This window comes from Mesorhizobium sp. BH1-1-5 (genome assembly GCF_020165615.1).
Taxonomy (GTDB): Bacteria; Pseudomonadota; Alphaproteobacteria; order Rhizobiales; family Rhizobiaceae; genus Mesorhizobium.
On sequence record NZ_JAIUIM010000007.1, the window covers coordinates 168,178 to 187,487 of the forward strand.

The following is a 19,310-nucleotide window of genomic DNA, read 5'->3' on the forward strand; positions in this document are numbered from 1 at the left end:
CTCCCTGCCCCGCCTTCGCGCTTAGAGCATGATGCCGAAGAATGTAGAGCGGCTTTCAGGCGACATCATGCTCTACCTCCTTGATTTCGAACGATTTCAGGTCGTTTCGAGCCGAAATCATCCGGCGGTCAGTTCGCCGGTATCGGCCCGAAGCGGATGCGGAAGCGGCGGTTCTCGCGGCCTTTCTTCTCGATCTTGCCGATATGGATCTCGCCGACCTCGCCGGTCGACTTCACATGGGTGCCGCCGCATGGCTGGCTGTCGATCGAGCCGTTGTCGCCGATGCAGACCAGACGGATTTTTCCCGTGCCGACGGGAGGGCGGACGTTCTTCGATTTCACCAGGCCGGGATTGGCGGCAAGCGCCTCGTCGGTGATCAGCCGGGTGAAGATCGGATGATCGGCGCGCACCAACTCCATCAGCCGGGCCGTCACATCCTCCTTGGTGAAGCCGGCGTCGGGAATGTCGAAATCGACACGGCTGTCGTCCTCCGCGACCGCCGCCCCGGTGATCGGAAACGGACAGACCACGGTCAGCAGGTGGCAGGCGGAATGCATGCGCATCAGGAGATACCGCCGCTCCCAATCGATCAGGAGCTTTAGCCTTTCGCCGATAATGGGCATCGCCTGCTCCGGCGCCGGCACATGGATGATCTCATCCTTGGTCTCGCCGGTGATGCTGGCGGCGATCGCAATGCGGCTGCCATCAGCGCGTTCGAACATGCCGGTATCGCCCGGCTGCCCGCCAGACGTCGCATAGAAGACGGTCCGGTCGAGAAGGATGCCGCCACGGTCGTTGATGGCGACCACCTCGGCCTCGGCCGTCTTCTGATAGGCGTCGTCGCGAAACAGCGCCTCGGTCTTGCGCGCCATCATGCCACCTTTTCGAACGGCACGGAAATGCCGGTCTTCTCTTCCATCCAGCCCGGCACCGGAAGGTTCTTGCCGCGCAGGAACTCCGGATTGAAGAGCTTGGATTGGTAGCGCGTGCCGTAGTCGGCAAGGATTGTCACGATCGTGTGGCCGGGACCAAGCTCGCGCGCCAGCCGGATGGCGCCGGCGATGTTGATGCCGGTCGAGCCGCCGACGCAGAGCCCCTCCTCCTGGATCAGGTCGAAGATGATCGGCAACGCTTCTTCGTCCGGGATCTGGTAGGAGAAGTCCGGCATGAACCCGTCCAGGTTGGCGGTGATGCGGCCCTGCCCGATACCTTCGGTGATCGAGTTGCCGTCGGATTTCAGTTCACCGCTGGTGTAGAAACTGTAGAGCGCGGCGCCCAGCGGATCGGCAAGCGCGATCTTGACGTCCTTGCTCTTGCCCTTGAGCCCGAGCGCGACACCGGCGAGCGTGCCGCCGGAGCCTACGGCCGAGACGAAGCCGTCGATCTTGCCGCCGGTCTGGGCCCAGATTTCCTGCGCGGTCGTGCGGACGTGGCCGTCGCGATTGGCGACATTGTCGAACTGGTTGGCCCAGATCGCGCCGTTGGGTTCGGAGCGCGCCAGTTGCTCGGCAAGGCGGCCCGACAGTTTTATGTAATTGTTGGGGTTCTTGTAGGGCACGGCCGGCACCTCGATCAGTTCCGCGCCCAGGATCTTGATCACGTCTTTCTTTTCCTGGCTCTGCGTGTCGGGGATGACGATCACGGTGCGATAGCCGAGCGCCTTGGCGACCAGCGTCAAGCCGATGCCGGTGTTGCCGGCAGTGCCTTCCACGATAAGCCCGCCTGGTTTCAGGAGCCCGCGCTGTTCGGCATCGCGGATGATGAACAGGCCGGCCCGATCCTTCACCGATTGCCCTGGATTCATGAACTCGGCCTTGCCGAGGATTTCACAACCGGTCGCTTCCGAGGCCTTGTTGAGCCGGATGAGGGGCGTGTTGCCGATCGCTTCGATCACAGAACGGGGCATGCGGGATTCCTTCATGTGTGCGGCGAGACCCTAAAAACCGGACGCCGCGGTTTCAAGGCAAGATTTTGCCTGGTCCAGTCGCATTCCGGATGGTGCAACGCTCGCGATCATTTCAACGCCACGGGCCAAAACCGCTCTTTTCAATCGATTTCTCCGCCGCTAGAGCAAACCGGAACATTCACAGGACATCCCATGGCACTCTACCGGGCCAATCCGAAAGACGGTGTCGCCTGGATCACGGGCGGCAGCAGCGGCCTTGGCCGGGCGTTGGCCAAGGATCTCGCCAATCAGGGCTATGCCGTCGCGGTAACGTCGCTGCCGGAAGATCCCGCCGACACGCTGATCGTCGAAACGGCGCAAATGTCCGGGCATGCGAGGTCCTTTCCCTGCGACGTGACCGACGAGCACGGCATGGCGCGCACGGCCGCCGCGATCGAAGAGCAAATGGGGTCGATCGTGCTTGCCGTCTTCAACGCTGGCAACTACATCGCCACCCCCGGTGAGAATCTGGTGGTGCGCGACTTCCACCGCTCCTTCGCCGTGAACTATTTCGGCATCGTCAACGGCGTGGTGCCTGTCGTCGAGCATATGCGCGTGCGCGGACGCGGCCATGTCGTTCTGGTCGGATCGGTCACTGCCTATTCCGGTTGGCCTACCACGGCGGCCTATGGCGGCACCAAGGCCGCGATCAACATCCTGGCGGAGTCGCTGAAATACGACTTCGACAAGATGAACATCCGTATCCAGGTCATCAATCCGGGGTTCGTCGACACGCCTTTGACCGAAAAGAATAAGCTGCCGATGCCGGGCCTGATGCCTGTGCACCGCGCGTCGCGCCGCATGGCGCGCGGCATCATGAAGGGCGGTTTCGAAGTCACCTTCCCGTATCACGTAAGCTGGCCGTTGAAGTTCCTCGCCCTGCTGCCGCGGCCGATCTGCCGGTTCGTCATCGGACTCACCACCCATTGGTGGGGGCGGCCGTTGCATTTCGACCGCAAGCTGCCCGGCAGCAAAGATCCGTCCCGCGACAAGGCGACATGAGCCGGCGAAACAGCGATTGCCCGCCGGCAGGGAACGGCCATAGGTTGAGAATCATAGCTTGGAGACTGTAATGGGGCGGCGGATCGTGCTTGCGGTGCTTGGCCTTGCAGTCATCCTGGTCGCGGGATTTTTCCTCGGCCCGCGCGTGCCGGTCGACACCACAATCCGTTTCAATCCATCGGTGATCGGCGACGACCCGCAGGCCTATCTGGCGCGTGAAGAGGCTGCCGTGCCCAACATCCGCGACGGGCTCGACAAGGAGATCATCTGGGCGAACCCGATGGTCCATGTGAAGACGCCTTTGGCCATCGTCTACATCCATGGCTTTTCGGCCTCGAAGGGCGAGGTCCGCCCGTTGCCGGACGATGTCGCGGACGAATTGGACGCCAACCTTTTCTACACGCGGCTGACCGGCCACGGCCAGGACGGCGAGGCCATGGCGCAAGGCAGCGTCAACGCGTGGGTCAACGACTATGAGGAGGCTTTGGCGATCGGCCGCGCCATCGGCGACAAGGTGATCGTCATCGGAACCTCGACCGGCGGCTCGCTGGCGGCATGGGCCGCCACGCAGCCGGGCGCGTCGGACGGTGTCTCGGCAATCGCTTTCATATCGCCGAATTTCGGCGTCAAGGCCTCCGGCGCCGAGTTGCTGACCATGCCCTGGGGCGGGCAGCTCGCCGAGCTTGTCGGCGGCAAAGAGCGCAGTTTCCCCGCGCGCAACGCGCTCCACGAAAAATTCTGGACCACCAGATATCCCATGAAGGCGGTGCTGCCGATGGCAGCGCTCACCAACCTTGCCTATGAGGCGCCGGTCGAGAAGGCGACGATCCCTGCCCTGTTCATCTTCTCGGATTCCGACAAGGTGGTGCAGCCAGACCGGACGCGCGAGATCGCGGGGCGCTGGGGCGGTCCGCACGAGCTGGTACCGGTCGACGACACAGGCGACCCGGACAATCATGTCATCGCCGGCGATGTCTTGTCGCCGCAGACCACGGCCTTTCTCACCCAGCGTATCGTGGTGTGGGTCAAGGCGCTGATGCAGCAGCAATCAGGCCAATGAAATCGGGCCGGTGAAATGAAAACGGCCGGAGCATGCTCCGGCCGTTTCTGTTCCTGGTATCTCGCTGGAACTCAAGCCGCCCTGTTCGCCGGACGCTTGCCGCCGAAGCGGCGCTTGTTATTGCCCTTGAAGCGCTTGAAACCGTCGGGCTTGATCGAGCCATTCGGCTTGGCGGCCGCCGGGCGCTCGCCCTGCGGCTTCGGCCCGCGCTCGCCGTGAGGCTTGCCGCCGAAACGCTTGTTATCGGCACCATTGCCCGGGCGGCGACCGTCGCGACGGCCGCCGTGATGCTCGCGGTCATTGGCCGGCTCGAAATGACGCTCGGTCTTTTCCCGGGGGTCGCGCTGCGGATCCGGGCTGCCAAGATGATCGGCGATGACCGGCAGCTTCATGCGGATGATGCGCTCGACCTGCCGCAGCTTGGCGTTTTCCGAAGGATCGCAAAGCGTGATCGCAATGCCGTCCCTGCCGTTGCGGCCGGTGCGGCCGATGCGGTGGACATAGCTTTCCGCTTCGTCCGGCAGGTCGAAATTCACGACATGGCTGATGCCGGGCACGTCGATGCCGCGTGCCGCGATATCGGTCGCGACCAGGATGCGAACCGAGCCATCGCGGAAATCGTTGAGCGCCTTCTGGCGGGCGTTCTGTGATTTGTTGCCGTGGATGACCGCGGCTTCGAAGCCGTCGCGGGCAAGGTCCTTGGTGACGCGGTCGGCGCCGTGCTTGGTGCGTGAGAACACGATCACCGCGCGCATCGCCTCGTCGGCCAGCATCTTGGACAGCACCTGGCGCTTCTGCTTGGTGCGGGCAAGCACCACGCTCTGCACGATCTCGGCCGCCGCCGTGCTCTGCGGCGCGACCTCGATGCGGACCGGGCTCTTCAAAAGACCCTTGGCGAGCTCGGCGATCTCATCCGGCATGGTGGCCGAGAACAACGCTGTCTGGCGGTCCGGCGCGGTCGCCTTGGCGATGCGCTTGACGTCATTGATGAAGCCCATGTCGAGCATGCGGTCGCCCTCGTCGAGAACGAGCCATTTGGTGTCGGCAAGGATAAGATCGCCTTCGCGCACCAGATCGGTCAGGCGGCCCGGCGTGGCGATGAGGACGTCGACGCCGGGGGCGATCTTCTTCACCTGACTGAAGCGCGAGACGCCGCCGAGCACGAGCGCGGTCGAGACATGCGCGCCCTTGGCGAGCACCTTGATGGTGTCCTCGATCTGCACGGCGAGTTCGCGCGTCGGCGCCAGGATCAGCGCGCGCGCCGTCTTTGGCCGGCGCTTGGTGCCGAGGCCGATGATCTTCGACAGGATCGGCAGCGCGAAGGCCGCCGTCTTGCCCGAGCCGGTCTGGGCGATGCCGAAAATGTCACGGCCTTCCAGTTGCGGCGGGATCGCCTGCACCTGGATCGGCTTCGGCTCGGTAAAGCCGGCGGCAAGGGTCGCCTTGAGCAGCGCGCCCGAAATTCCCAGAGCGGCAAAGCCCGACAGCTGTGTGGCAGAACCGTTCAGTTCTGCTATGTTTTCATTGGTCAAAATAATCTTCTTTCAAGCGGCCTCTGGCCGCAAACATCAAATGGCGGCAGGGCGCAACCTGCCGTCGAAACAATCATCAGGAACGACAAGGCGGCGGACGTATCCGTCCGCTCGGCTGCGCTGTCGTGCCCGCGGGCTTCATGCCCCGGGGCTTTTTCACCGTCTTGCCGATCGACCGGGGCCGATTTGGCGGAAAGAGGGAAAACAGACGCAACCAGTCTCATTCGCGGAGAAAGCCGGACAAGCCGGCCCAAGCGCCTATGCCGCCCATATGGCCGAGTCCGGCCCGAAATGCAAGGGGGCCATGTTGCATTGCAGCAAAAACCCAGGAGCCGCGACGATATAGGGCGTACCTGAGATCACCAGTTCTCGAGTTCCTTTGATCTCGCCAACCCGCCCGATAAAGGGGTTGGCCGACAATAGCCGAGCTGTCTTTGAATGGATCTCATTGACGACCCGCGCTGCGGCGCGTGGGTTGTGTTGGCCGATGTAGTCGCCGATTGATGCAAGTTCGATCAAATAGTGTCGGGTCCAGACAATCCGCACAGATCGTTATGCCCGACCGTATTTGTTCAAAACGGCGGCTATCTCTTCTTCATCTGCGAAGTCGCCACGATCGGCGGCCTCGATCCCCGCCTGAATGCCGGCGATCCACTTTTCCTGCCACGCGAGCGAGCGACCGTGGGACAGGGCATCTTCAATGATCTGATCGCGAGTGAGTGTTGAACGCGAGGTCAGCATTTCGATCCTGCGATTCAAATCCTCGGATATTTCGACATTGTTCTTCATCGTTTCATTCTGCCATACACAGCTCCCGGCTTCCAAGATCGCTCAAGAAAGGCAGCGCTTGCGCTAGCTCGCAGGCATCTTTACCACGAAAGCAGCTTCCCATTCAGGAACCGTGCGATGAAAGATGTGCTGAAGGAACTCGAGCGTCGCCGCGAAATCGCCCGCATGGGCGGCGGCAAGGACCGCATCGAGGCACAGCACAAGAAGGGGAAGCTCACCGCCCGCGAGCGTATCGAAATCTTCCTCGACGAGGGCTCGTTCGAAGAGTTCGACATGTATGTCGAGCATCGCTCGACCGATTTCGGCATGGAGAAGACCAAGATCGCCGGTGACGGCGTCGTAACCGGCTGGGGCACCGTCAACGGGCGCCCGGTCTATATCTTCGCCAAGGATTTCACCGTGTTCGGCGGCTCGCTGTCGGAAGCGCATGCCGAGAAGGTCATCAAGGTCCAGGAGATGGCGCTGCGCAACCGCGCGCCGATCATCGGCCTTTACGACGCTGGCGGCGCCCGCATTCAGGAAGGCGTGGCGGCGCTCGGCGGCTACGCGGAGATATTCCAGCGCAACGTGCTCGCCTCCGGCGTCATCCCGCAGATCTCGCTGATCATGGGGCCTTGCGCTGGCGGCGACGTCTACTCGCCGGCGATGACCGATTTCATCTTCATGGTGCGCGACACCTCCTACATGTTCGTCACCGGGCCGGACGTGGTGAAGACGGTGACCAACGAGACGGTGACTGCGGAAAGCCTCGGCGGTGCTTCCGTCCACACCACCAAATCCTCCATCGCCGACGGCGCCTATGACAACGACGTCGAGGCGTTGCTGCAGATGCGCCGGCTGGTCGACCTGCTGCCGGCGTCGAACACGGCCGAAATCCCTGAGATCGAGTGCTACCAGTCGGTGGCCGACCACGACCTCTCGCTCGACCGGCTGATCCCCGACAATGCCAACAAGCCGTACGATATCAAGGAGCTGATCCTGAAGGTTGCCGACGAAGGCGATTTCTTCGAGATACAACAGAGCTTTGCCAAGAACATCGTCACGGGCTTCGGCCGTGTCGAGGGCCGCACGGTGGGTTTCGTCGCCAATCAGCCGATGGTGCTGGCAGGCGTGCTCGATTCCGACGCCAGCCGCAAGGCGGCGCGCTTCGTGCGCTTCTGCGACTGCTTCTCGATTCCGATCGTCACCTTCGTCGACGTGCCGGGCTTTCTTCCCGGCACCGCGCAGGAATATGGCGGGCTGATCAAGCATGGCGCCAAGCTGCTCTTCGCCTATGCCGAGGCGACCGTGCCGAAGATCACCGTCATCACCCGCAAGGCCTATGGCGGCGCCTATGACGTGATGGCGTCGAAGCATTTGCGCGGCGACATGAACTACGCCTGGCCGACGGCGCAGATCGCGGTGATGGGCGCCAGGGGCGCGGTCGAGATCATCTATCGCAAGGATATCGGCGATCCGGGGAAAATCGCTGCCCATACAAAGGCTTATGAGGATCGCTTCCTGTCGCCCTTCGTCGCCGCCGAACGCGGCTATGTCGACGAGGTGATCATGCCGCATTCGACCCGGCGCCGCGTCGCCCGGGCGCTGCGCATGCTGCGCAACAAGGACATGCAGAATCCGTGGAAGAAGCACGACAACATCCCGTTGTGAAACGACCTCCATCAGCCGAAAGGACGACAACCGCCAACATGAGCGCTGAGACGAAATGCGAATAACGCTTGCGGCCCAGGGCCTTATTCCGTGCAAAGGCTATGGCGGCATCCAGCGGCAGGTCGAGTGGCTGACCACGGAAATGGTCAAGATGGGCCATCAGGTGACATTGATCGCCGGCCCGGGATCGTCGCATCCGCTGTGCGAGGTCCGCCACGCGGTAACCAATGACGAGTGCCGCGCGGCCGTTCCCAAGGATACCGATATCGTCCATCTCCACGCCTGGAAGGTCGAGGTCCCCTTCCCGACGCTCAACACCGAGCGCGGTCATCTGCCGGATTACCCGAGGCCGCAGCCGAACTGGAGCTTCATCAGCGCCCGCCATGCCGAGCTGCATGGCCGCAAGACCTTCGTCTATAATGGCTTTCCGGTGGATGCCTATCGCCTGGCGCCGTCGAAGAACGACCATCTGTTTTTCATGGCGGCCATCGCGCGGGCCGGAAAGGGCCTCAACCGGGCGGTGGATCTCGCGAAAAAATACGATTTCAAGCTCGACATCGCCGGCGGCTCGCGCTGGAAGCTGCTTGGCCGCAGCAAGACCCGCCGCGAGGGCGTCTTTTTCAAAAGCCTGTCGTCCCGCTTCCGCTATCACGGCATGGTCGACGGTGAGCCAAAGGTGCGCCTGCTGGGTGAGACCAAGGCCTTCCTGAACCCAATTTCCTGGGAAGAGCCTTTCGGCAACGCGCCGGTCGAATCCATGTTGTGCGGCACACCGGTTTTGACGACGGCACGCGGCGCGTTGCCCGAAACCGTCGATGCCGATACCGGCCGTTTCTTCGACACGGACGAGGAGTTCGCGCGCGGTTTCGGCGAAATCGGCGGTTTGTCGGCGCAAAGATGCCGCGAATCCGCGGCAGACCGGTTTCCGATCCAGAAGGCCGCAAAAGCCTATCTGGAGCTCTACCACCGCATTCTTGATGGCGAAGCGCTTCCGTGAGACATCACGCAAGTGTCTCCCATCGGCGGTGGCCGCTTCGGATCGAAAAGGTTTCGCGCATTGCGCCCCATCCTGGTTTTCTGCCTGCCGGCGATCGGTGATTTCATCCGTTGCCACGCGGCCATCCGGATCATCGCCGGGAAATTTCCCGGGCAGCCGATCGATATCGTCACCTCGAGGATCGCCGCGCCGCTGGCGCGGCTGATGCCGCATGTCCGCAAAGTCTGGATAGCGGAGAAGCACTGGAAGCCGGGGCTGAAAGAACGCGCAGGTCTGGCGCGCGACATCCGCAAGGAAGATTACCAGGCGGCCTATATGCTCACCAGCAGCACGAAGGCTTCGCTGGTTCCGTGGCTGGCCGGGATACCGGAGCGCATCGGCTATCCGCGCGAGTTCCAGTTCGGCATCGTCAACCGGCTGCCTGCCGGTTGGCTGAAGTCGATGGTGGCCTTCGGCCCGCGCAAGGCACGGCTTGCAGAACAGGTTTGCGCAATCGCGCGTCTCGGCAAAAGGCCGGCCGAAGACGGACCGTTGCCGGCTCCGCAACTGGTCGTTTCCGCAGAGGAGCTTGCGGATTGGCGCCGGCGCAACGGGATCGACCCGGCGAAACCGGCGATCGCACTCTACACGTCCGACTTTGCCAACAAACGCTCGTGGCCGATAGAGCGCTTCGTCTCGATCGCGCGCGACCATGCTGCTCGCGGCTGGTCGGTTTGGCTGATCGGCGGGCCGCGCGAGCGGCAGGCTGCCGCGGAAATCAAAGCTCATTTGCCCGAGGCGATCGACTTCACCTCGACGCCCGATATCGCGGAAGCCATGTGCCAGATCGCAGCCTCGACCGTCTTTCTCGGCGTCGATGGCGGCATCTCTCATGCCGCTGGAGCGCTGGGCGGTCCATGCGTGCTCATATACGGTTCGAAGCGGGCCTATATGCACGGTCCGGTGAACGAACAGGTGATCTTTCTCGAACCGCCGATTTCGACACCGGGTTGGGTGGAGAACACGCGCGCCGTGAGCGAAGACAGGGTTCGCGAGGCGCTCGCGGCAGCGATCCGCAAACACGCGCCGCAGTTCGCCTGAACTATTCCTCCGCGGCTGCCCCGAAACCCGTGCCCATGCCCGCGCGCGCCGTGGTCGCCCATGGCGTGGCATGGTTGTCGATGCGCATCTGGAAGATGAAATAGGTCGGCGAGCAGAAGCCGATGCCCTTGACCTTGGCGGCGCCCGGCGTGTCCGCCGGCAGCGACTGGCACATATAGTCCTCGCGGCAGAAATGCTCGGCCGAGCAGGCCGGCCGGTTGCCGCGGTTGACCGCGCCGCCAAGACACTGGTCGAAATTGTTGGTCGCCACGCAGATGTCGAACTTCTTGCCGCCGACCAGGCCGCAGATTTCGCTCGGCATCGGCTTGCCGGTCTTGAAGGAGGCGAAGCTGCGGTCCTTGTCGTCGCAGGCGCGATAGGCGAAACCGCCTGGAACGCCAATCTTCGGCAGCCGGCAAGTATAGGCGGTGCGCGAGATCGCTGGCGCGGGGGCGGCGAACTGGCCGGTGATCTTGTAGCGATCGTTGAAAGGCTGCACCGCGTTGCTGGCAATCGAGCCGGTCAGGCATGGGTGGCCTGAAAACATCTTGTCGCTGTCCTTGGGCAGCAGGCACTGCGCCAGTTTGGTCTTCACCCCCGAAGCGGTCGCGATCGGCGTGCAGACCGTGCCGGCGCCGCATTGCCAGGTGCCACCGAAGCGGCTTGCGTCTTCCGGCACCAGGCATGGCATCGCCGTTTCGGCCGGCGCATAGGCGACCTCGCCAGTGTCTTTCCAGGCAGCGGGCGGCGCGAAGGAGAGCGGGCGAAAGCGGTTGGGTTCCCTGCCCTCGGCTGTCGCCTTGAGCCACGCTTCGCGGCGCGTGATCTCGGCATGGAGATGCGGCGAGATGCCGACCTCAAGACGGTTGAGCGGCGAGGTCGTGGCATCGTCGAGCCCTATGAAATGGAAGCCGGCGGTCGAACCCGCCTGATGGCAGCCCTGGCAAGCGCCGTTGTCGAGCCGCTCGACCAAAGCGTCCGGCGTGCGCGCCAAGGTGAATTTCGAATAGTCGAGTCCGACGAACTCTTTGGGATCGAACAGCGGCGTGAACGGATGATTGGCCTGCCTTGCGCTGCCGAAGGTCGACCAGGAGATGACTTTACGGGCGAGGAACTCGTCCGGGATTTCGTAGACGCCGAGATCGACCGCCGCGGCATTGGCGCGAACATAGTCGGCGAGCCGTGCCTTCAATTCTGCATCCTGCGCAAGCCGGGCCGTGTCCGGCGTATTTTCCAGCGGTTTCTCGCCGACCGTCGCGCCGTCGATACTGAAGATGCGCATCAGGTAAGCGGCCTGCCCGCCGAACTCGGTTTCCTGGCCGGAAGGAAAGCGCACCACCTGCGCGTTGAGCTCGAGCTGCTTGAAGGACAGCGAGGCCTTTTCGAGCGGCCCGCCGGTCAGCCAGCCGGCATCGACGGTTTCGTCGAGCTGCGGCGACCAGCGGCCGGCAACCCCCGTACAGCCGCCGTCGGCGTCTTGCGCGACGCGGTATATGGCGCTGAAGTTGAACGGCAGGCGCGAGGCCAGCTGCTTGCCGTTCTTCTTGAACGAGTAGGCCAGGCGATAGATGAACCGCACCTCGCCGCAGCTCGTCTCATTGCCAAGCGCCGCGAAATCGCGCCGGTCGAGCCGGTTAACGACCCCGACCAGGCGGAAACGCGCCGCGTTCGTCTTCAGCCAGCGTATGTCGATGATGCGGCCGACATTGCCGTCGGTCACTTCATAGAGGGTGCGGCCGCCGGCCTTCACGTCGGCGCGCAACGCCGCAACGTCTGCCGCGACAGTCTCGACGATGGCGTGATAGGCCGGTGCGGAATCGTAGAGGGTTTCCAGGTCGTCCTTGCCGTCGACACCGAAGAGGCCGGCGAAACCGTATCCCTTGGCGTCGAGCGTGGCGAGCACGCGCGGGTCGTCGACGATGGTGACCGGATGATCGGCGGCGCGCGCCGATTGCGCGGCGAACAGCGCCGGGAGAAGGGCCGCGATAAGGAGCCCCAGCCGTTTCATCGGACAGTGGTCTCCATCAGTTGACGCAGAACCGGCACCATAGCCAGGGGCAGGTCTTCGGCTATCAAACCCGGCCCAAAGCGACTGCCGGCTTCGGCATGAATCCAAACCCCAGCGCAAGCCGCTTCGAAGGCCGGCATGCCTTGCGCGAGAAGCCCGGCAATGATGCCGGCCAGCACGTCGCCCGAGCCGGCGGTGGCAAGCCAGGGCGCGCCATTGCTGTTGATCGCGGCGCGGCCATCCGGCGATGCGATCACGCTGTCGGCGCCTTTATAGACGATCACGGCGTTGGAGCGCTCTGCGGCGGCGCGCGCCTTGGCCAGCTTCGACATCGCCTTGTTGCCGGCAATGTCGGCAAACAGCCTGCCGAACTCGCCCTCATGCGGCGTCATGATCAAGGCCGGCGCGTCCGGCCTGCCGGCCGCCTCGAACAGCGTCGAGGCCGCGTTGCGGAAAGATGTGATGCCGTCGGCGTCGAGCACGAGGCCCTCGACGCCGCCGTCCTGGCGGTTTTTGGCGAGCACGGCGAGCGTGAAATCGCGGGCCTTGTCGCCGATGCCGAAGCCGGGGCCGAGGACAAAACTCGATGGCCGGCGATCGCCGATAAGGTCATGCACCTCCTCGACCGCATCGACCTTGCGTAGCATGATGGAGGTCAGGTGCGCCGCGTTGACCTGCATGGCGTTGGCGGGTGAGAGCACGGTGACGGCACCTGCCCCGCTTCGGGCTGCCGCAAGCGCCGAAAGGCGCGCCGCGCCTGTCGCGGATGGTCCGCCCGAAAAGACGCCCGTGTGGCCGCGCTTGTATTTATGCGCGTCGATGGCCGGCATGGGAAAGTCCGCGATCCAGAGTCCAGGCCGGTTCTCGAAGGCCTGCGACGCGACCTCGTCGATAATCTCGTCGCGAATGCCGATGTCGGCCAACACGATCTCGCCGCATCGCTCGCGGCCAGGCAGAAGCAGGTGCCCAGGCTTCTTTCGCGCGAAGGTCACCGTAAGGACCGCGCGAAATGCCGAGCCGAGGACTTCGCCGCTTTCGCCGGAAACGCCCGAAGGCAGGTCGATCGCGACGACCGGCAGGTTCATCCCCGTCACGATGTCGACCGCGCCCTTGGCGTCGCCGGTGAGAGGCTTCGACAAGCCCGCGCCATAGATCGCGTCGACAACCAGCGAGCCGGCTTCCGCGGTGAAGGCCGAAAGCGGGTGCCGCTCCAGAGGGCAGTCAGCCCCCGCGAGCGCGGCGTCGCTGCCTGCCCGCGGTTCGCCCGACGCCCACAGGGCCACATCGACGCCGGCCTCGGCCAGCAGCCGTGCCACGACATAGCCGTCGCCGCCATTGTTGCCGGGGCCGCACAGGACGTGGACCCTCTTCGCGCCAGGGTAGCGCGCCAGCACGACGGCAGCGGCCGCCTCGCCGGCACGTTGCATCAAGCGATAGCCGTCGATCGGTCCGGAAGCGATTGCCAACCGGTCGGCCTCGGCCATTTCGGCTGGCGATAGAAGTTCATTGCGCATGGGATTGCCGATCTCCATGCGATCAAGCATTGTCCAGTTTTCGGTTCGAAGCAAACCAGCGCGACCGCGCATCTGTTGCGCGTCCGGTCGCATCCGGGAGGGGTTCTGCCTGCAAATTGCGCTGTCTGCCCATTTTTTGCGCAGACGTGAGGAGGAGCGATGTATAGGGTTTGGGCGTCCATGACGCATCCGATGCAGCGGATGACGCGAATTTGCATCCGGACGCGGCATAGATTCGAAAAGGCCCCTCGCCGTCCGCACTCCTCGGGATTGGCACGGTTCGTGCTTGATGGAGGCGCAAGCGGGGCACACAACCCGTCTTCTTGGCAGTGGAGGCCACTTTTTACATGAAAAAGATCGAAGCGATCATCAAGCCATTCAAGCTGGACGAAGTGAAGGAAGCGCTTCAGGAGGCCGGACTGCAAGGCATCACCGTCACCGAGGCCAAGGGTTTCGGCCGCCAGAAAGGTCACACCGAGCTTTATCGCGGCGCCGAATATGTCGTCGACTTCCTGCCCAAGGTGAAGATCGAAGTGGTGCTCGGCGACGAGGCCGTCGAAGGCGCCATCGAGGCCATCCGCAAGGCGGCGCAGACCGGCCGTATCGGCGATGGAAAGATCTTCGTCTCCAACATAGAGGAAGTCGTGCGCATCCGCACCGGCGAGACCGGCATCGACGCCATCTGACCCCAACCCATTCCAGACGTCATCACACAGGGAAGAAATGACATGACGACAGCCAAAGACATCATGAAGCAGATCAAGGACAACGACGTGAAATTCGTCGACCTGCGCTTCACCGATCCGCGGGGCAAGCTGCAGCATGTGACGATGGATGTCGTCGAGGTCGAGGAAGACATGTTCGCCGACGGCGTCATGTTCGACGGCTCATCGATCGCCGGCTGGAAGGCGATCAACGAGTCCGACATGGTGCTTATGCCCGATACGGACACCGTCCACATGGATCCGTTCTTCGCCCAGTCGACCATGGTCATCCTGTGCGACATCCTCGATCCGGTCTCCGGCGAGGCCTATAACCGCGATCCGCGCGGCACCGCCAAGAAGGCGGAGGCTTATATGAAGTCGGAAGGCATCGGCGACACCATCTATGTCGGCCCGGAGGCCGAGTTCTTCGTGTTCGACGACGTGAAGTACAAGGCCGATCCCTACAACACCGGCTTCCGCCTCGACTCGACCGAACTGCCCTCCAACGACGACACCGACTACGAGACCGGCAACCTCGGCCACCGTCCGCGCATCAAGGGCGGCTATTTCCCGGTGCCGCCGATCGACTCCTGCCAGGACATGCGCTCCGAAATGCTGACCGTGCTCGCCGAGATGGGCGTTCGGGTCGAAAAGCACCATCACGAGGTCGCCGCCGCCCAGCACGAGCTCGGCATCAAGTTCGACACGCTGGTGCGCAACGCCGACAAGATGCTGATCTACAAGTATGTCGTGCACCAGGTCGCCAACGCCTATGGCAAGACGGCCACGTTCATGCCGAAGCCGGTGTTCGGCGACAACGGCTCGGGCATGCATGTCCACCAGTCGATCTGGAAGGGCGGCAAGCCGACCTTCGCCGGCAACGAATATGCCGGCCTGTCGGAAAGCTGCCTGTTCTATATCGGCGGCATCATCAAGCACGCCAAGGCGATCAACGCCTTCACCAACCCGCTCACCAACTCCTACAAGCGTCTAGTGCCGGGCTATGAGGCGCCGGTGCTGCTCGCCTATTCGGCGCGCAACCGCTCGGCTTCCTGCCGCATCCCGTTCGGCAACTCGCCGAAGTCGAAGCGCGTCGAAGTTCGCTTCCCCGATCCGGGCGCGAACCCTTATCTCGGCTTCGCCGCCATGCTGATGGCCGGCCTCGACGGCATCAAGAACAAGATCCATCCCGGACAGCCGATGGACAAGGATCTCTATGACCTGCCGCCGAAGGAGCTGAAGAAGATCCCGACGGTCTGCGGCTCGCTGCGCGAAGCGCTGCAGAGCCTCGACAAGGACCGCGGCTTCCTGAAGGCCGGCGGCGTCTTCGACGACGACCAGATCGACTCCTATATCGAGCTCAAGATGGCCGAGGTCATGCGCTTCGAAATGACCCCGCATCCGGTCGAGTATGACATGTACTATTCGGTCTAAGCTTCTGATCGGATACTGAAATGAAGCCCTTGGAGGTCATTGCCTCCAAGGGCTTTTCATTTTTGGAGACAGGTTTTCAAGATCGTTCTCCGAGCGCAAAAAAGAACCCCGGCGTTTCGCCGGGGTTCTCGCATGGACAGGTGTCGGAGGGCTGACGCCTATCCCGCAAGCTCGTCGGGTCCGTGCAGCGTCCAGTCGGCGCGGCGCGCCAGGAACAGCAGGAAGTAGATCGCGGCGACGGCCATGATCGCCAGCGTCGCGATCAGGCTCGGACGGCCGAAGGCGGCGTCGAGCCAGTTCTGGTAGGCGACATAGACCAGCGCCACGAAGGCAAGGATCGCCGGCACCGGGAACAGCGGCATGCGATAGTGGCCGCCCGAAGTGGTGCCGTTGCGGCGACCTGCGAAGACGGCGACGCACAGCAGCGCATAGATCACCACCAGCGACGTGCCGCTGACGACGAGCAGCAGGTTGAGGTCGATGAAGCAGGCAAGTGCCGCCAGCACCACCACGACGATGGTTGCGATCCATGGCGAAGCGTAAGTGCCGTGGACGGATGCGACCGCGGCGTTGATCGGACCGAACCAGGTCTTGTCGCGGCCGGAGCTGAAGAGCAGCCGTGCCGCCTGCAGGATGATGGCGATGACGGCGTTGAAGATGGCCACTGCAATCGCCAGGCTGATCGCCACGGTCAGCCAATGGCCGCCGCGCGCCTCGAGGAAATACTCAATCTTCTGGGGCGCTGAGAGCAGGCCGACGAGATCCGGCGCGCCGAGGAGCACCGCGGTCAGCGGGATGAGCTCGGCCGCGACCGTGATCACCAGCGCCCAGAGCACCACCTTGCCGATGTTGCGCTTGGCATCGTGCGTCTCCTCGCCAAAATAGGCGGCGGCGCCATAGCCATTATAGGCAAAGAGCGACACGGCGGTGGATGCGAGGATGATCGCCGCCGAGGCCGGGACCAGCGTGTTGGTCGTGGCGTCGAGCAGTTGCGGCGTGGTGAACAGGCTGGAGAGCGGCCGCTCGATATGGGTGAAGCCGAGCCAGATCAGGACCAGCAGCGCCAGCATCTCGATGCCGAGGAAGATGCCGGTGACGAAGGCGTTGAGCTTGATGCGCATGGCGGCGACCGCGCCGGCCAGGATGATCGTCACCACGCCCACCCATTGCGGGCTGAGGTTGGGAATGAGGACGCCGAGATAGGTGCCGACGCCGAGCGCGATGACCGCGACGATCAGCACGATCGACACGAACACCAGCACCAGCGTGACGAAACCCCAGAAGCGGCCGAGCGTGCGGCCGATCATGGTGTATTCGCCGCCGGCCATCGGATAGGCCGAGGAAAGCTCGGCATAGACGAAGGCCATGAACAGGCCGATGACGGCCGCGATCACGAAGCTCAGGAACGATCCTGTGCCGGCAAGCGCGATGACGCCCGGCACGATGATGAAGACGGATGATGCCGGCGTCACCGCCGATAGCACGATCATCAGCGTGCCCAGCGCGTTCAGCGCCCGGTCCAGGCCCTTGGCGCCGGGCGCGGCCTTGTCGGCGGCCGTCGTAGTGGCTTCGTTTGTAGACATTATCCTCCCCTTTTTTTAATTGGATAAAAATTACTATCCGCAGCGGAAGCTATCTGCGTTGACACATATCGTCAACAAATATGCGATAGGCAGGCTTGCAAAAACCCACAGGCCAGTTTTTATTGAATCAAATTCAGGAAACGAAATGGGCAGACCGAAGACACAGACCGATCGCCGCCTGACGCTGGTCGCGGCAGCCGAATCGATGATCGCCAAACGCGGCCTCGCCGGCGTCACCTTGCGCGACGTGGCCAATGAGGCGGGCATGAGCTCGAGCGCCCTGCTCTATTATTATCCCGGCCTCAAGGAGCTGCTGGACGACGTACAGAAGAAGGCGGTCGAGCGCTTCTGCACGCAACGCGCGGCAGCGGTCGCCGCGATCGCCAATCCGAGAGCGCGGCTGAAAACGATGCTGGATAGCGGCCTGCCGACCGATCCGGACGACCAACTTTGCCGGCTCCTGTTGGAGCTCGGCGCCTATTCGCGCTCGGATGCCAGCTATGCCGCCCGCCACATCACGCTGTTCGAGCGCCAGGTGGCGATCTATGTCGGCATCCTGGAGGCGGGCGCGGCCACCGGCGTCTTCAAACTGAACGCGGCGAGCGAAATCATCGCGCGCGGTCTCGTCGTCCTGGAAGACGGTCTCGGCCTCCACCTCGTCAACGTCGTGCCGGCTGTCGACCACGCCTCGGCGATGGCGATCCTCACCGGCTACGCCGAACTTGCGACCGGCTGCAGCCTTGGCTGAGCCGGCCATTATCAACGGAGCATCCTTTCGCATGGACCAACGAGCTGCCTCGACCACCACGCCGGCCGGCAAGATGCGCGCCCGCGGCCTCGGCATTCCGCTGTCGGGCACGCCGGGGCCTGCCAACGCCATCACCGATGTCGATGGCGTGCTCGTCGGCTATTCGACGCTGATCAAAGGCGACGGAAAACTCAGCCTCGGGCACGGGCCGGTTCGTACCGGCGTCACCGCGATCCTGCCGCTCGGCCGCGACGGCGTCGGTGCGGCTTTGGCTGCCGGCTATCATTCCTTCAACGGCAATGGCGAGATGACCGGCGCGTCATGGCTGGAGGAAGCCGGCAGCCTCTCGATGCCGATCCTCATCACCAACACTCATGCGGTCGGCCCCTGCCATCGCGGCGTCATCGACTGGGTGGCGCGCAACAAGCCCGATGTGGCGAACCAATGGCTGCTGCCGGTGGTGGCCGAAACCTGGGATGGCTATCTCAACGACATCAACGGCTCGCATGTCACGGTCGACCACGCGATCGAGGCGATCGACAATGCAGCCGGCGGGGCCATCGAGGAAGGATCGGTCGGCGGCGGCACCGGCATGAATTGCTACGCCTTCAAGGGCGGCTCCGGCAGCGCTTCGCGGACCGTCGACTACGGCCATCGCGCCTATATGGTCGGCGTCTTCCTGCAGGCCAATTTCGGTTCGCGCAACGAGCTCAGCATCGCCGGCGTGCCACTTGGACAGGAGCTTGCGGCCGACAATCCGATGGAGGCCTATTTCAGCGGCAGGCCGACCGGCGCCGGCTCCTGCATCGGCATCGTCGCCACCGACGCGCCGCTGCTGCCTGGACAGTGCAAGGCGCTGGCGCGGCGCGTGCCGCTCGGGCTGGGGCGCACCGGCACCGCCGGCTCGCATTTCTCCGGCGACATCTTCCTCGCCTTCTCGACCGCCAATCCGGACGCGCTCAACGGCCGCTTTCCCAAGGGCGCTCCCGGCGAGGAGAGCTACAGCCACATGAACTTCATCCCCTGGGGCCGCATGGACGATTTCTACACGGCCGTCGTGCAGGCGACCGAGGAAGCCGTGCTTAACGCACTCATCGCCAACACGGATATGGTCGGCCGCGACGGCAACCGCACGCCTGCCCTGCCGCATGCCAAGGTGGTGGCGGCGCTCAAAGCGCGCGGCGTCATTGCCGGCTGACGGCAGCGGGCGGAGCTCTCTCGCCGGCAGTCGCCAAGCAAAAAACCCCGGCGTTGACCCGCCGGG

Annotated in this window: 17 protein-coding genes; 9 read left to right on the top strand and 8 right to left on the bottom strand. The window is 63.7% G+C overall.

Annotation, left to right across the window (positions count from 1 at the left end):
* Positions 1-128: 128 nt before the first annotated feature.
* Entirely contained in the window at positions 129-872 is a 744-nt protein-coding gene (locus LB572_RS11840; protein WP_140803043.1) for an alanyl-tRNA editing protein, read from the bottom strand.
* Positions 872-1,906: a cysteine synthase A gene (locus LB572_RS11845; RefSeq protein ID WP_140803022.1), complete on the bottom strand. Its 1,035-nt coding sequence runs from the start codon at positions 1,904-1,906 to the stop codon at positions 872-874. Before LB572_RS11845 ends, LB572_RS11840 begins: the two co-directional genes overlap by 1 nt.
* A 192-nt stretch (positions 1,907-2,098) precedes the next feature.
* Here LB572_RS11845 and LB572_RS11850 point away from each other — a divergent pair, with 192 nt between their 5' ends.
* Both LB572_RS11850 and LB572_RS11855 read left to right on the top strand, forming a co-directional pair.
* Complete coding sequence (locus LB572_RS11850; protein WP_140803021.1) at positions 2,099-2,947, top strand: SDR family NAD(P)-dependent oxidoreductase; 849 nt, start codon at positions 2,099-2,101, stop codon at positions 2,945-2,947.
* A 70-nt stretch (positions 2,948-3,017) separates the two neighbouring features.
* Positions 3,018-4,007 (top strand): alpha/beta hydrolase, encoded by a 990-nt coding sequence (locus tag LB572_RS11855; RefSeq protein ID WP_224667843.1) that lies wholly within the window; start codon positions 3,018-3,020, stop codon positions 4,005-4,007.
* Between the two features lie 71 nt (positions 4,008-4,078).
* On the opposite strand, the gene LB572_RS11860 is transcribed toward LB572_RS11855, so the two are convergent.
* From LB572_RS11860 to LB572_RS11870, 3 genes are all read right to left on the bottom strand, one after another.
* On the bottom strand, positions 4,079-5,539 hold the full coding sequence (locus tag LB572_RS11860; RefSeq protein ID WP_224667844.1) for a DEAD/DEAH box helicase: 1,461 nt from the start codon (positions 5,537-5,539) through the stop codon (positions 4,079-4,081).
* 258 nt (positions 5,540-5,797) lie between these two features.
* Positions 5,798-6,058, bottom strand: a complete 261-nt coding sequence (locus LB572_RS11865) for a type II toxin-antitoxin system RelE/ParE family toxin (RefSeq protein WP_263497951.1) — start codon at positions 6,056-6,058, stop codon at positions 5,798-5,800.
* A 33-nt stretch (positions 6,059-6,091) separates the two neighbouring features.
* Entirely contained in the window at positions 6,092-6,328 is a 237-nt protein-coding gene (locus LB572_RS11870) for a transcriptional regulator (protein ID WP_224667846.1), read from the bottom strand.
* A gap of 117 nt (positions 6,329-6,445) precedes the next feature.
* On the opposite strand from LB572_RS11870, the gene LB572_RS11875 reads away from it, so the two are divergent.
* The 3 genes from LB572_RS11875 to waaF are packed head-to-tail and all read left to right on the top strand — an operon-like array spanning position 6,446 to position 10,055.
* Complete coding sequence (locus LB572_RS11875) at positions 6,446-7,978, top strand: acyl-CoA carboxylase subunit beta (RefSeq protein ID WP_140803018.1); 1,533 nt, start codon at positions 6,446-6,448, stop codon at positions 7,976-7,978.
* Positions 7,979-8,033: 55 nt separating this feature from the next.
* Complete coding sequence (locus LB572_RS11880; protein ID WP_224667847.1) at positions 8,034-8,975, top strand: glycosyltransferase; 942 nt, start codon at positions 8,034-8,036, stop codon at positions 8,973-8,975.
* Between the two features lie 60 nt (positions 8,976-9,035).
* Positions 9,036-10,055: a lipopolysaccharide heptosyltransferase II gene (gene waaF / locus LB572_RS11885; protein WP_224667848.1), complete on the top strand. Its 1,020-nt coding sequence runs from the start codon at positions 9,036-9,038 to the stop codon at positions 10,053-10,055.
* 1 nt (position 10,056) lies between these two features.
* Here waaF and LB572_RS11890 read toward each other — a convergent pair whose 3' ends face one another.
* Positions 10,057-12,063 (bottom strand): hypothetical protein, encoded by a 2,007-nt coding sequence (locus LB572_RS11890; RefSeq protein ID WP_224667849.1) that lies wholly within the window; start codon positions 12,061-12,063, stop codon positions 10,057-10,059.
* Positions 12,060-13,577 (bottom strand): NAD(P)H-hydrate dehydratase, encoded by a 1,518-nt coding sequence (locus tag LB572_RS11895; RefSeq protein ID WP_224667914.1) that lies wholly within the window; start codon positions 13,575-13,577, stop codon positions 12,060-12,062. The genes LB572_RS11890 and LB572_RS11895 overlap by 4 nt, the downstream gene beginning before the upstream one ends.
* Positions 13,578-13,924: 347 nt before the next feature.
* Between LB572_RS11895 and LB572_RS11900 the strand changes: the two genes are divergently transcribed.
* Both LB572_RS11900 and glnA read left to right on the top strand, forming a co-directional pair.
* Positions 13,925-14,263, top strand: a complete 339-nt coding sequence (locus LB572_RS11900) for a P-II family nitrogen regulator (RefSeq protein WP_018428041.1) — start codon at positions 13,925-13,927, stop codon at positions 14,261-14,263.
* Between the two features lie 42 nt (positions 14,264-14,305).
* A complete protein-coding gene (glnA, locus tag LB572_RS11905; protein WP_140646263.1) occupies positions 14,306-15,715 on the top strand; it encodes a type I glutamate--ammonia ligase in 1,410 nt (469 codons plus the stop codon).
* A gap of 158 nt (positions 15,716-15,873) precedes the next feature.
* On the opposite strand, the gene LB572_RS11910 is transcribed toward glnA, so the two are convergent.
* On the bottom strand, positions 15,874-17,298 hold the full coding sequence (locus tag LB572_RS11910; RefSeq protein ID WP_140803014.1) for an APC family permease: 1,425 nt from the start codon (positions 17,296-17,298) through the stop codon (positions 15,874-15,876).
* Between the two features lie 145 nt (positions 17,299-17,443).
* On the opposite strand from LB572_RS11910, the gene LB572_RS11915 reads away from it, so the two are divergent.
* Both LB572_RS11915 and LB572_RS11920 read left to right on the top strand, forming a co-directional pair.
* Entirely contained in the window at positions 17,444-18,046 is a 603-nt protein-coding gene (locus tag LB572_RS11915; RefSeq protein WP_224667850.1) for a TetR/AcrR family transcriptional regulator, read from the top strand.
* Positions 18,047-18,077: 31 nt separating this feature from the next.
* Positions 18,078-19,244: a P1 family peptidase gene (locus tag LB572_RS11920; protein ID WP_224667851.1), complete on the top strand. Its 1,167-nt coding sequence runs from the start codon at positions 18,078-18,080 to the stop codon at positions 19,242-19,244.
* Positions 19,245-19,310 lie beyond the last annotated feature (66 nt).

Coding starts and splice junctions, on each gene's coding strand:
- LB572_RS11890 (WP_224667849.1), bottom strand. CDS start 12,063: ATGAAACGGCTGGGGCTCCTTATCGCGGCCCTTCTCCCGGCGCTGTTC.
- LB572_RS11845 (WP_140803022.1), bottom strand. CDS start 1,906: ATGCCCCGTTCTGTGATCGAAGCGATCGGCAACACGCCCCTCATCCGG.
- LB572_RS11900 (WP_018428041.1), top strand. CDS start 13,925: ATGAAAAAGATCGAAGCGATCATCAAGCCATTCAAGCTGGACGAAGTG.
- LB572_RS11840 (WP_140803043.1), bottom strand. CDS start 872: ATGGCGCGCAAGACCGAGGCGCTGTTTCGCGACGACGCCTATCAGAAG.
- LB572_RS11875 (WP_140803018.1), top strand. CDS start 6,446: ATGAAAGATGTGCTGAAGGAACTCGAGCGTCGCCGCGAAATCGCCCGC.
- LB572_RS11870 (WP_224667846.1), bottom strand. CDS start 6,328: ATGAAGAACAATGTCGAAATATCCGAGGATTTGAATCGCAGGATCGAA.
- LB572_RS11915 (WP_224667850.1), top strand. CDS start 17,444: ATGGGCAGACCGAAGACACAGACCGATCGCCGCCTGACGCTGGTCGCG.
- LB572_RS11855 (WP_224667843.1), top strand. CDS start 3,018: ATGGGGCGGCGGATCGTGCTTGCGGTGCTTGGCCTTGCAGTCATCCTG.
- LB572_RS11895 (WP_224667914.1), bottom strand. CDS start 13,577: ATGCGCAATGAACTTCTATCGCCAGCCGAAATGGCCGAGGCCGACCGG.
- LB572_RS11880 (WP_224667847.1), top strand. CDS start 8,034: ATGCGAATAACGCTTGCGGCCCAGGGCCTTATTCCGTGCAAAGGCTAT.
- LB572_RS11920 (WP_224667851.1), top strand. CDS start 18,078: ATGGACCAACGAGCTGCCTCGACCACCACGCCGGCCGGCAAGATGCGC.
- LB572_RS11850 (WP_140803021.1), top strand. CDS start 2,099: ATGGCACTCTACCGGGCCAATCCGAAAGACGGTGTCGCCTGGATCACG.
- LB572_RS11910 (WP_140803014.1), bottom strand. CDS start 17,298: ATGTCTACAAACGAAGCCACTACGACGGCCGCCGACAAGGCCGCGCCC.
- glnA (WP_140646263.1), top strand. CDS start 14,306: ATGACGACAGCCAAAGACATCATGAAGCAGATCAAGGACAACGACGTG.